The sequence below is a fragment of the uncultured Eudoraea sp. genome (assembly GCF_947260015.1).
Taxonomy (GTDB): domain Bacteria; phylum Bacteroidota; class Bacteroidia; order Flavobacteriales; family Flavobacteriaceae; genus Eudoraea.
In genome coordinates this window covers 1-12,989 of record NZ_CAMYOM010000063.1, presented here as the reverse complement: position 1 = coordinate 12,989, position 12,989 = coordinate 1, and the positions used below count along the sequence as shown (strand labels likewise).

Sequence of the window (12,989 nt, the reverse complement as noted above, 5' to 3'; positions counted from 1 at the left end):
GTTTCATCCCATTGTACCATAATTGTTCGTCCGAGACTTGTCTTTATTATCGAGGTATTCATATCACCTCCTTTGAAATCTAATTGATTCCATTTATGGTCCTGAGGAAAATTTTCTTTGGCATAAAGAGCACGACCCCTTGCGGGAGTGGAATAGGATACGAGACTTTTAAAGGTATCTTCTGTACGACCCAGATTCATGTATTGTGCAACCGGACCCAAGCCATGAGTAGGGTAGAGGTTGCCGTTTCTTTTGGCATAATGGTAAGTACGCCATGAACCTGTTCCGCGCTCAACCTCATTCATCTGTGTCCTTAAATCATGAATATAAGCTGCCTCGCTATACAATGGTTCACCAATAACTCCTTGTCTGCACATATTTAAGAATAACAACTCGTCACGTCCATAATTGACATTTTCCATCATCATACAGTGCTTTCTCGTCTTTTCTGATGTGTCTACAATCTTCCAGAGTTCTTCAATGCTAATAGCCAAGGGGACTTCAACAAAGGCATGGGCGCCTTTATTCATGACTTCAATGGCCATGGGGGCATGATTGGCCCAGTTTGTTGCAATAAAAACCATATCGGGTCGCACTTCTTCAAGCATCAATTTCCATTTATCTGCGTCCCCGTAATAGGTAGCAATATTTTGATGTCTTTGACCGTTGCCCATTTCAGTAACCACGGCAGCCCATTTATTAGCAAGATCTTCATACAAATCGCATATGGCCACAATTTCTGTACCTGGCAGTGAGGCGGCAAACTGTAAATGAGCCGGTCCTCTGGCACCAACTCCAATTACCGCAATTCTAACGGTCTCTAACTTCGGAGCGGCAAATCCGCCCATATACATGGCACTTATTTCACGATAATCTTGTCCGTGACCAGTAAACGGTAAAGTAGTTGCCGCAGCGAGACATGCTGCCGATAAGGATGTCTTCTTAATAAAATTTCTTCTGTTTATGTTTTTCATTTCCTCAGGTGTTGAATCTGAGTAAGGAAATTACCATTTTTTATTTAAAAAGACGAGCTACAATTAATCAATCTTATTTGAGGCAAAAGCTTACCTGCCAGAAGAAAGTAAAAGATCAATTGGGACCTTATTCTGAAATATGTATGATTCTTTATCGAGGTATCTGAATTGTTAACTATTTGATGTTTAAATTATCATGGTGGGTTATTAACTTAATTGCACCGGTTAAAATTTTAACATCTATTTTGTCAAACATGCCAATAACTTCGCCATCGAGCTGAAGAAGCCTGGGTTCCTCAAATTCAATCTCTGCATTTTTTGTGACTATAAGTTGGCTATACTGACTTTTTAGATATTCTTCATCGAACTTTGCCAAGCCTGCTTTTATTAATGAAATAGTATCTACCTTTTCGACAATAACAATTTCAAATTTACCGTCCATCGGATTCCCCACAGCGTTAAGAGGAACGCCAGTTCCATATTTTCTTGAATTGCAGATACTCACCATAAGGCCATTAGCCCTGGTAGTTTCCCCGTTGGCCTTAACTGTTATATTAAAGTATTTTAGTTTATCTAGTTCTTCAAGGAAATACCTGGCATAGGTGATCATGCCTCTATTTTTATCTTTAGAATATGCGTCAACAATATTTGCATTTATCCCAACATCACCAAGATGGGTAGTATAATACTGATCATTGACAAGCAACAAATCTAACCCCCTGATTGTGTCAGACATAATTAGGTCTTTCAGGGCTTCAATCGGATCGGGATTTACAAATAATTCTATAGCCATACCATTTGCGGAACCCTGTGGGATAATACCCATAGGGTAATCTGTTCCCAGTAGTGCAATTGCTGTAAAAAGTGTGGTTCCATCTCCCCCTACCGATGCAACGCGGTCCGGTTGATATTCATCCAAAATAATTTTCAATTCATGTTCATCATTTACCCCTGTAGTCTTAAAAACCTTATGATCTATCCCATACTTATTTAAAAGTGTTTCAGATTTACGTAAAAAGGGTTCTTTGTCTACACCTCCTGATATTGGATTGACAACAAGTAATATTTTCATTTGTGATTTAATTTAATTAAAACAAGTTTATTTCTTCACCCACATCATCCATGCTCTTGAAATACTTAGTTGGTATTTCCATAGCCTGAAGCTTTTTCCAGAAAGCCCCGTGACTTTTGGGCCTTATTTTATTGGTTTGTCTGATGAATATTTTTAGAATTCTAATTGGGTATTCTTCGGCTATTATCGTATAGACTTCCAGATCTTTTTGTGAGTCATCACCAATAAGTACAAATTTTTTATTTTCTGAGTTTTCTAAAATAAAACGAATATAATTTACTTTAAAATCTTTTCCTTTTTTTGATAAAAACAATTCATGAAATTTGAGATAAGGGGTTAGTATGAGTGATCCTTTCGGAAGATTATTGTGCTCTATAAAAGTTGTGAGCATATTAAATAGGTTACTTTCACTTTTAGAAATGTAAAATATACGGGCGTTTTTTTTACAAAAGACCTCAAAAAGTTTTGAAGAAAATCTAACCACGCTTCGATCTTTGGGTGAATTTGTCAGTAGTGTTTTTATCCTCTTATAAAAGTTGGCACTGTATGAAACTATAATGGTGTCATCTATATCGGAGATTACATCAAAAGTACCAGAAGTGTTTTTGAATTTTATGGGATATTTTTGAATGATTTCCAAGGGGAAATCATCGCTTAAAGTTATGGACACCGGGTTTTGTTGGAAATTATCAATAGCAACAAAAAAGCTACCATATTTGTCAGTTTGGGTCTGCACTTTTTCTTCTCCAATCCTTATAGTTATTTTTTGGTTAATAGCACGCTGAATGAAATAGGACCGGATTAATTTCTGTAAATTTTGGAACTTGCTTATTTGTTTCTGATATACAAATGGAATTTCTTCCAAAATAACACCGGTAAATAGTGTTTTCTTATCCAATTCTATAATTGCAAATTGCCAGACAACAGCCATTTTTTTGTAGTTTACCTTAGTAATTTAAATTATGTTTCAGGTTTAATAGTGATCACCCAAATCCTTTCGATAGCCATAGACATTCAGAAATTTGAAACGGTCTCCAGTTATGCTGAGTATAAATATACATGAATTCTTGTTTTATCCTCAAGCTCTTTCCAATTCTTCCGGACTGCTTAAAATAAGGTTACACTAACGACAAGTATTGGGCTGGACTAAGGCATCTGCGCCGTTATATTTCATGATGCCAACCCTAAAAAACTTGATGTTAACGACCTGAGCATTCCCGCAGGGCCCAATGGGTTTTCAAATAAACCCCGGCTCCATTTGGTCCTCCTTCATTTAAAAAAATCTCCTTTGAATTTACCACATAAGGACAGGTAGAAATAAGAAAGCTAAAAGGTAATGCCAAAAAAATATCTCAAGAATTAACCCACAATTAATTGGAACGATTTATAGTGAAACCTACGCCGAAAGTTAACCTTAATTTTTCTATGTCATTTACCCAGGATAAGTCAAAATTCACCGGTCCCAGGAGCGATCTATAGGAGAAAGTAGCCCCTGCTGACAAAAGCATGCTTGTTTCCAGTCCTTCCTGCCATTCTCCATCCGGAGAAAATGCATCCTTTATGTATTCATTAAAATCATCATAGCCGACCGAAGCGATATTAAAATGTGGTGTAATAAATACTTTTTTTATTGGATTGAATTGTATGCCAAGATTAAGTTTAATGAATTGGTTTACATTTAATTCATCCTGTCTTAGCCCGGGAAACAAATAGCTATCTTTATTTGGCATTATCATAATTCCACCCAAAAAGTATTTAGCGGCATATCCGTATTCTGAAAAAGAGACATCATTGGATTGCAGCTGATCCTCAAAAATAAAACCAAAGGAGGCACCTATTATTCCAGTTATTTTAGATTTAAAAATAATCCTGTCCTCAAATTCCGCACTAAGTTTTGTATATCCATTGGTATTTCCCTTCACACTAGCAATGGAATTATCACTGAAGGAAACATTTACGTCATTTAATACAGACCTTCCTAATCTTGCATTGAAGAAAGATCCTTTAGTTGGAAAGAATACATCATTAAGCGTATTCCGCAAATAATGCCCATAGATCTCCATATTATTTGAAAAATAATTATTTAGCGATAGAATATTCTCCACGATATCGGGATCTACTGTTGGTTTTATTTCTGTGTAATTATAGTTAATACCTAAGCCCGCATAACTCTTAAATGAATTAAAATTTTTATTTAACTCATTATCATAAAGAAAATATTTGGATTTCATGTCATCTGTGGCGTTGCCGCCTACATAAACTTTTTGCCTTAGTTGTTCTGCATAAATTTCGGATCTCCACCACCATTTTTTTTGATTACCAAAATTTTTCTGGTACTGTGTCCTTAAATGGGGTTGCTCAGCAATATCCAACGTTAACAACAGCCTGGAAGATTCTCCTAAAACGTTCCTTCCGGTATAATTTAGGATTACACCAACACCACGGTAAGCATCATAATGTAGGGATCCTTTTACTTGATGCCTGGACTTTTCCAAACCGTTGATTTCAACACCAACTTTAGTATCCAGAATTATTGGGGCGTACGTAATTTGATTAAATAAATTGGTTCCCATTGCCCTGTTCATCCCTTTAATAAATTCTTTGGGAGTATATTTTTTATATTGCTCAATGTTAGTTCGGGCCTTTACCAGATCCAGGTTTTCACGGCTGATATTCTTGTAGATTATGGTATCTAAAACAAATTCAGGATTTATTTCTGGAAGTTCATGACTTTTTTTTGGGTAATCCTTTAATTCATCTGCGAGTGCTGCCAGGGCATCCATATTTTGTATTGTCGCGATTTTACCTTCTTCATATATCTCGTTAGTTTTTGCAAAATCTCCGGTAGAATAGGTCAAATTCGGGATATGATCTATGAGGAGATCACATAACTCACGATTCTCAGGATTCTTAAGATTACTCGCCAACATCCCGGTTTGAAACAATATAGTGCCTATATTATCTAAATTTTCTTTAGGTGCCATACCGCCACCAACATCACTTCCTATTATAATATCTGCACCCATGTCTTTAGCAACATCCGCAGGAAAATTATTTAATATACCACCATCAACTAATAATGTGTTTTCATAGGGCATTGCTTTAAAAATACTTGGGATAGACATACTTGCCCTCATAGCTACTAATAAGGACCCTCCGTCTATTATTATTTCCCTTCCATTTACTATATCAGTCGCAATGGCCCTGTAGGGTATGGCGAGGTTATCAAAATCATTGATTTGGTATGCCGGGTAAGTGAGAATGGATAAAAATTCCCTAAGGTTCTGATCATTTATTAAGGCTGAGTTTAATTTCGGTTTCCCTTCTCTTAAATCCAGTTCTGCCAGATATCTCTTAAATTCACTTTTTTCTTCTACACTCACATTAGATAAAGAAATATTCCCGCTGAAAAGATGATCCCAATTAGCACTCCTTGCAATACTTGCAATGCTATCGCCAGAATAACCCATGGCGTACAAACCCCCTACGACGCTCCCCATGCTGGTTCCAATGACTAGATCAAAGGTGCCAAGGCTAATAATAAGAAAAGAAAACTTGTATTGAGGTATTTCCTGATCATTGCTAATTTTGAATTAAGGGTAATAATACATTTTAAATATTAACCAGGCTTTTGGTGAGCCAAGCAAATACAATACAATTCCCGGACCCGACTTAATTCTATCTATTTTCCAATTAAACCTGTCCTTATACTCTAAGTGTTCTACAAGGTCTTCCAGTTTAAATAAATAAATCCTGTTCATGAAAAATAAATAGATTTATTGAGAAAAGATGTTTTTGCTAGAATTATTACGGCAGACCATTTTAAATGGGTGGTATAAAAATCCTCATTATTTTTAAGATAATCAAATTAACTCCATGAATACAATATAAGACTGCCTCTGGCTATTAGGAGCACTAAAATTTTATTCTTCATTAAATGGCATCTGTCAAATCTATTGGGCAATTACTTGAGATAAACAGTGTTTATAAAGGTTTTATAAATGGGAATTGAATATGACTTTTATCATTTGTTAAACATAATTCTTACCATACTTTAGAAAGATTAATAGAATATAAAAATAGAGCAACATGATAAAAAAAAGAATTTTGATCATGGGCGCTGCTGGCCGTGATTTCCACAACTTTAATACTGTTTACAGGAACAATGAGAATTTTGAAGTGGTAGCTTTTACCGCCGCTCAGATTCCAAATATTTTAAACCGTAAATATCCAGCCTCACTGGCAGGGAAATTATATCCCGATGGCATTCCAATATATGATGAAAAAGACCTTAAAGAACTCATTGTGGATTTGAAAATCGACGATGTGGTTTTTTCCTACTCGGATGTTTCCTATAACGATCTTATGAGCAAAAGTGCACTTGTCAATACTGCCGGGGCAAATTTTGTCCTCTTAGGTAGAAAGGAAACCTCAATTAAAAGTACGAAGCCCATGATTAGTGTTGGTGCTACAAGAACCGGGTGTGGCAAAAGTCAGACCGCAAGGCGCATAATTGAAATTCTTATTGAAAATGGACTCAAAGTTGTCGCCATCCGGCACCCAATGCCCTATGGAGATCTTGAGGCACAAAGGGTGCAACGTTATGCAAACCTTGATGACTTAAAAAGAGGCTGCTGAAAATGATCCGGATGGTTGTGACATTATTGTATGGGATGGTGGAAACAACGATTTTCCATTCTATGTACCTGATTTACATATTGCTGTTACCGATCCTCACAGAGCAGGACATGGAACAGAATACTATCCAGGAGAAGTAACCTTAAAGATGGCGGATGCCGTGATTATAAATAAGATAGACAGTGCAGAGCCTAAAGACATTGATAAACTTCGAAAAGTTATTGCTCAGGTAGTTCCTGCTGCTACTGTCATAGATGCGGCTTCACCGATAAGTGTAGCGGATCCTTCGGTTATAAGAAACAAAAAAGTACTGGTTGTCGAAGATGGACCAACATTAACACACGGGGGCATGAAACTTGGAGCCGGCACATTGGCTGCGGAAAAATTTGGAGCTTCTGAAATTGTAGATCCCAGGCCATACCTCGTAGGACAATTAAAGGATACCTTTGAGACTTATCCGGAAATTGGAAAGTTATTACCTGCAATGGGTTACGGTGATGACCAACTTAGGGATTTAGAAGTTACTATTAATAGCTGTGATTGCGATGCCATCGTCATTGGTACGCCTATTGATTTAAGCAGGGTTATCAATATTAGAAAACCAAGTACCCGGGTTTTTTATAACCTACAATCCATTGGAGAACCAAGCCTTGAAAAAGTTATAGAAGAATTTTTGGTGAAGCGAAATATTCAAATAGGCCTGGAAGAGGTGGTTCATTAAGTCGATTAATGCACTCTCCAAATTATTCTAATAAAGTAAAGAGCGGTAATACGCTCTTTACTTATTTTTGAATTTCTTTTGATTCAAATGATAAGTAAAGTTGCTGCAGTTTTGCCTCTTTTTCAGGGGTTAAGGTAAAATAAACTTGAATGACTCCATTCTCTGCTTCAATGTAATAGCTGCCGCGGAGCTGATTATACGGATGAATCTCATCTGTACTAATTACTGCACCGGCCTCTTCAAAAATTTCCTTTACTTCGGCCATTCTGTGTTCACGGGATTTATCAAGATAAAAATTTTCGGCTATGAGTTCTCTCTCTAAATCAGGATTCCATGTTTGAATGAGCTGGTTAACCTGCTGCTGCCTTTCCATTAGAATATTTGATACAGGAAGCTTGCGAGGAGTCAGTTCCAGCGTTTCAAATAGTAATTTTTCAATTTTCTTAAGCGGCCATGGGCTTGTATAGGTGAGATTCCCAAAAGCCATAATCCCAATACCGTAGGCAGGATAGAACACATAATTACTACCAAAACCAGGTAAGGCTCCACCGTGTCTTACTAATGTTAGGCCTTTGCAATTGGTATGGATTCCTAAACCGTAACCATATCCTGAAACGGATGGGCACGGATCCCCATTAAAATCTGTGGCTTCAGCGTTCAATCCGGAGTATTGAGGTGTATGCATTTCCCTAATCGAACTTCGTTTTACAGGGCCCCTATCCTCGTCACTCCTTGGCGGCCATGCAGAAAGGTGAAAACTAACATACTTACTAAAGTCTTCTATAGAAGTTATTAATCCTCCCATGGCACCGTAAGATCCGTCATGAAGCATGGGTTCCAATGTCCATTGATCATCTTCCCATCGATATCCTATGGCCAATTGCTCCTTTGGAATTTTATCGAATTCCCAATAGGTTTGCTTCATGCCAAGGGGGTGTAAGATGTTCTCATTAATATATTGTTGGTAGGGCATCCCGGAAACACGACTAATAATATTTCCTAATAGCGCATAGCCTGTATTGCTGTATTCAAATTTATAGGAGGGAGGGTTTGAAAACGAAACACCTTCCATTAGAAGATCTGTCAGCATTTCATCAGATTCATCTAACTGGCGGTCGCCCCAGGGGTTGTCTTCAGGAAATCCTGCTGTCATCGTCATCAGGTTTTCAATATCTATTACAGGAGCGTCGGCTGTGAGATATTCCAGACCTGCCATTTCCGGGATATACTGTTCGACAGGATCATTAAGGGATAACTTCCCTTCATCCCTTAATTTAATAATTGCCATAGCCGTAAAACTTTTGCTCATGGAGGCAATACGAAATGCGGATTTGGTAGTAGCCGGTATTTCCTCGTTTATGTTTAGTAATCCTGTGGCTGCGCTTACCTCCAGCTTATTATCCACAACAATTCCATAGGCCACCCCTGGTATTTTTCGCTCCAGGGCATGCGCTTCTATCATTTCATGGATCTGTGGAGCAATACTTTTTATTTTGTCTAAACGATTGTCGATTGAGAAAATTGGGGCTCGATAGGTTTTTGAGACGAGCCTGGTAGGAGTTTCAACCTTTTGCTCTGCTGTTTGCGGGGAGTTGCAAGAAATTAGGAGTGAAAGTAAAAAAAAGAGGATGTAATGCTGTTTTCTAATTGTCATTTTCTGTAGGCGTTATATCTTTTTCGTTAATATTTACCATTGGAATTCGCACTATTTCAAAAGTGGAGGAAGCCAAAACAACTTTACCGTTGGTTTTTTCAAATTCTTTACCAATCAATTCATTTAAAATATGTTTTGTAACCCTCCTTTTTTTGTAATCGACAATGTACCTAAGGTTAAACTCAACCCAATTGTCGGTCATGCTTATGGCCAGGGTAGGTTCAACCTTGGCATCTTCGATATAATATCGATCAACCACATCCTTCCATTTGGCGACGGAATTTGCCACATATTCAGACAAATTTTCAGTTGCCACTTTTATTACAAGTTCTTTTGCTAACTCAATATCTGACCCATATCTTATGGGTAAATTAAACTCATCCCAAATAAAAGGGAAGTCCATTGAATAATTATAGATGGGGCCTTTAAAAACAAAAGCATTACTCAATTTAATTATTCTTCCGCTGTAATTGTCACTGCTAACCCATTCCCCAATTTCCATCATGGTGGTATAAATACTGTCTATATCAATGACATCACCTTTAATTCCATTTATCTCTATCCTATCGCCGGGTTTGTATACTTTTACAAAGAAGATGTACAAAGACCCCGCAATGCTTAAAATTAACTCCTGGAGCGTAATTGCAACCCCTGCTGATAAAAGACCTATAGCCAATGTAAAGTCCTTAATATTTCCGGTAAAATAGGAGAGTGTTAAAATTATCAGGATCAAATAACCAATTACTTCTATCCCTTTTTGAGACTTATATTTGACCTTGGTGTTTGGTAAATTTTTACGAATAAATCTTCTCAGGAATTGAATAAACGCAATTACCAATAGAACCAAAGCAATATATTTCATAAATATTGCAGAAGAAGGATGAGCTTCCAGCCATTGTTTAACAAGCTCCAAAGATTTCATAATTTTAAAATTGCTTTATTATAGCCCATTTAATCGTAATATTCTAGCAGAATTAATACATTCTCAAAAATCACTTTCGTACAAACGCAACCTGTTATGCAGTTTATTCAGTTCATTTTCTAAATTATCTATTTTTTGCAGCAAATTGCAAACAGCATCTATGCCCTCCGTATTAATATTTAATTCCTGATGGAGCCGAATAAATTTTTCAACATCTCCTATTGTATCCTGATGAAGATAAGACGTTTGCTCAAGCGTTGTAATTTTTACTAAGCCTTCCTCGTGTAATTTGGTAAAAAATGAAATTTCCACCCTATAGTGTTTACAAAGCTCACCAATTGGAATATATTCTTTTATTTTCATAGCTATCTTAGTTTTGCCAATTCCTCAAATAGTTGCTTTTCCTTAGCCGAAAGATTGGTGGGTAATTTGATTTGATAGGTTATGTACAAATCACCATATTTACCTTCTTTTTTATACACGGGAAAGCCTTTCCCTTTTAATTTTACCTGGGTCAGGTTTTTGGTCTCGGGTTTTATTTTCAGTTTTACTTTTCCATCGAAGGTATCTATAACGACTTCACCTCCTAACAGGGCTTTATACAAATCCAGTTCCACAGTGGTGTATAAATTGTCCTTATCACGTTTAAACCTGGAGTGATTAAGGATAGAAAATTTAATATGTAAATCTCCCTTGGGGCCACCTCTTATTCCTTCTCCGCCGTAACCTTTAATTTTGATAACCTGCCCGTTCTTGACCCCAGCCGGAATGGTCAATCTAATATTTTTGCCATTAACAGTAAGTGTGCGTTTATGGGTCCGATAGACATCTTTTAATTCCAGCTGTAATTCCGCATTATAGTCCTGTCCTCTGAATTGTACATTTCTACCCCGACCTCCTGCAGAACCCCCACCAAACATGGAGCTAAAGAAATCTGAAAAGTCTTCTCCCGAATACTGGCCATGGCTGCTGCGACTTCTTTGATATTGCTGTTGCTGTTGTGCTTTTTCGAATTCTTCCGCATGCTTCCAATCTTTCCCGTACTTGTCATACTTTTTGCGATTTTCCGGGTTGCTTAATACCTCATTGGCTTCATTTATTTCTTTGAATTTTCGTTCAGCCTCTTTGTCATTTGGATTCAGATCTGGATGATATTTTCTGGCCATCTTCCTATAGGCCTTTTTTATATCATTTTCCGAAGCTTTTTTATTTATTCCTAAGACTTTGTAATAATCTATATAGGTCATGCAGTTTAAGCTATTATATTTTCTAAAAGGATATCAATTCCTGTTTTATAAAATGTAATCTATTATTGTCCTGATAAACCGGAATTTATTTAAGCAAATGAGCAGATTTCCCTAACCGTTATGCCCTTTCGCAAAACCGCTATATTAAAATAATTTAGGATATGCAGCTTATATAAATTTAGTAAAAAATACATCGTAAAACCAGCAAAAAATTGGTTAATAAATATGTGCAATTGCCAGATTCAGGTGAGTTATTAGTATTGGCTTTATGTAACCATATTTACAATCCGGTAAGGACAATAAACGCAATATGGCACCGGAACTTTTAATCCTATATCTGAATTAATTCTTTTAAGATCAATTCAATTGGGATACCAATTTTTCGATTTGCTGGGGTGTGGATTATTTTGCATCCGCCTGCATACTTTTCTGAACGGAAATCATTGATTGTTGCCCAACCTTAAATAATCCCTTTTGAGGGCGGTTAAGATCTACAATAAGTGTAGTAAGGGCAGCAAATGCCAATATCATAGGCACTACAGCAATCAAACCCCTGGGTTTGGTAAATCCTGCCTTTATTCCAATTGTTATCATGGTCATAAATGAAATGGCAATAATTGTTATCCATATGCTCATGGGAATCCGGTTGCGTAACCCTGCCGTAACTCGTTTTTCATGCAGGTCAATAATGTTATTGATCGATAGTATCATCATTGACGTATTGGTATTGGGTTTAGCTAAAGCCGCCGCGGATACTTCGCGCCATAAAAGGTCATGGAGCTCAACAGATTTTATGAGTTCATTGTTAATATTAAGACTACTCACGGCCCTTAGGCGAGTGTCTACATATTCCCTCAACAATGGCTTTACCTCTTTTTGATAAATAGTATCAATGAGATCTGCCCTAAGGTAAGCAGTTCCAATTTCGTTGGCTTCTTCAAGGACGTGTTGCTTGCGCTGGTTAAAATGTCCTGTCGCAATTGAAAAAGTAAAAGCCAGCAGAAACCCCCATACTCCAATTAGTCCCCCAATCATAGGGGTAAGGGTAGCGGGTTCTACCTCTTCCTTAAATACCTTGGAATGCCTGCTAATTTGATAACCAATTTCAAAACCTATCATTAACAAAATACAAAGACCTAAGTAAACAACAGGAATGGATAAGGAATCAAAAATGGAGGTGGTCATATTTTATCTTCTGGGTTATTTAGCGTCAAAGTCATACTTACTGCCGGATTCTTCTTATAAATTCAGAGATAATATCACCGAAGGTAAAGTTGATCTAAAATAGAAATAAAAGTTAACATTGTATTTATAAAAATTGTAGACCGACCTACACCAAATTATTAGTGATAAGGTATTTAATTCTTCCCGTATATGTTTCAGTCAAAACGATGTTTTATTAATCTTATCTTTAAGGATCTTCCCGGCATCTAACCCCAGCTTTTTATAAATTTTCATGGCACTAAATTGGGGTAAATCTAATTTCTTAAGGCGTTCCTTTTTAACAAAAAAAACATCACCAGACATCGGGTTTGGGGCACCGGGGATATAAACGGAACTTAGTTCATCATCTATTTCATCCATTAAGAACCCTATTTGCCAGACCTCTTCAATATCTACAAGAACGACATCTTTAAGATCCTCTGATTCCATGCCTACTGCAGATTCGGTCATTCCTTTTAAAAGGGTATAGCCCGGGATTTTAGACAGCACTTTTGCTTCAATCCATTTCTTTAATTCGTTGGCTTTTTTTGTTTTGGC

The 12,989-nt window shown here is 36.9% G+C and carries 13 protein-coding genes; 2 read left to right on the top strand and 11 right to left on the bottom strand.

Annotated features, from left to right (window positions below; all coding sequences use genetic code 11):
• The 5 genes from Q0X66_RS15240 to Q0X66_RS15220 form a co-directional block, all read right to left on the bottom strand.
• Positions 1–974 (bottom strand): Gfo/Idh/MocA family oxidoreductase (locus Q0X66_RS15240; RefSeq protein ID WP_297707861.1); only part of this gene is annotated, 974 nt, incomplete at its 3' end.
• A gap of 175 nt (positions 975–1,149) precedes the next feature.
• Entirely contained in the window at positions 1,150–2,046 is an 897-nt protein-coding gene (locus tag Q0X66_RS15235) for a diacylglycerol kinase family protein (RefSeq protein WP_297707859.1), read from the bottom strand.
• Positions 2,047–2,062: 16 nt separating this feature from the next.
• Positions 2,063–2,977: an App1 family protein gene (locus Q0X66_RS15230; protein WP_297707857.1), complete on the bottom strand. Its 915-nt coding sequence runs from the start codon at positions 2,975–2,977 to the stop codon at positions 2,063–2,065.
• A gap of 439 nt (positions 2,978–3,416) precedes the next feature.
• Complete coding sequence (locus Q0X66_RS15225) at positions 3,417–5,585, bottom strand: patatin-like phospholipase family protein (RefSeq protein WP_297707863.1); 2,169 nt, start codon at positions 5,583–5,585, stop codon at positions 3,417–3,419.
• A gap of 54 nt (positions 5,586–5,639) precedes the next feature.
• Positions 5,640–5,807, bottom strand: coding sequence for a hypothetical protein (locus Q0X66_RS15220; RefSeq protein WP_297707855.1), 168 nt, complete (start codon positions 5,805–5,807; stop codon positions 5,640–5,642).
• A gap of 328 nt (positions 5,808–6,135) precedes the next feature.
• Here Q0X66_RS15220 and Q0X66_RS15215 point away from each other — a divergent pair, with 328 nt between their 5' ends.
• Both Q0X66_RS15215 and Q0X66_RS15210 read left to right on the top strand, forming a co-directional pair.
• On the top strand, positions 6,136–6,684 hold the full coding sequence (locus Q0X66_RS15215) for a hypothetical protein (RefSeq protein ID WP_297707853.1): 549 nt from the start codon (positions 6,136–6,138) through the stop codon (positions 6,682–6,684).
• 148 nt (positions 6,685–6,832) lie between these two features.
• The gene (locus Q0X66_RS15210) at positions 6,833–7,405 is read left to right on the top strand and encodes a hypothetical protein (protein WP_297707850.1); all 573 of its coding nucleotides are present in this window, start codon (positions 6,833–6,835) and stop codon (positions 7,403–7,405) included.
• A gap of 61 nt (positions 7,406–7,466) precedes the next feature.
• Here the strand turns inward: Q0X66_RS15210 and Q0X66_RS15205 are convergent, their stop codons facing one another.
• The 6 genes from Q0X66_RS15205 to Q0X66_RS15180 form a co-directional block, all read right to left on the bottom strand.
• A complete protein-coding gene (locus Q0X66_RS15205; protein WP_297707849.1) occupies positions 7,467–9,059 on the bottom strand; it encodes a serine hydrolase in 1,593 nt (530 codons plus the stop codon).
• Positions 9,049–9,981 carry a mechanosensitive ion channel domain-containing protein gene (locus Q0X66_RS15200; protein WP_297707847.1) on the bottom strand — a complete coding sequence of 311 codons (933 nt, stop codon included), beginning with the start codon at positions 9,979–9,981 and terminating at the stop codon, positions 9,049–9,051. The genes Q0X66_RS15205 and Q0X66_RS15200 overlap by 11 nt, the downstream gene beginning before the upstream one ends.
• Positions 9,982–10,044: 63 nt before the next feature.
• Positions 10,045–10,344, bottom strand: coding sequence for a chaperone modulator CbpM (locus Q0X66_RS15195; RefSeq protein ID WP_297707845.1), 300 nt, complete (start codon positions 10,342–10,344; stop codon positions 10,045–10,047).
• Positions 10,345–10,346: 2 nt separating this feature from the next.
• Positions 10,347–11,228: a J domain-containing protein gene (locus Q0X66_RS15190; protein ID WP_297707843.1), complete on the bottom strand. Its 882-nt coding sequence runs from the start codon at positions 11,226–11,228 to the stop codon at positions 10,347–10,349.
• A gap of 402 nt (positions 11,229–11,630) precedes the next feature.
• A complete protein-coding gene (locus Q0X66_RS15185; RefSeq protein WP_297707841.1) occupies positions 11,631–12,413 on the bottom strand; it encodes a DUF4239 domain-containing protein in 783 nt (260 codons plus the stop codon).
• Between the two features lie 198 nt (positions 12,414–12,611).
• Positions 12,612–12,989: DUF502 domain-containing protein (locus tag Q0X66_RS15180; protein WP_297707839.1), on the bottom strand; the 378-nt coding region annotated here is incomplete at its 5' end.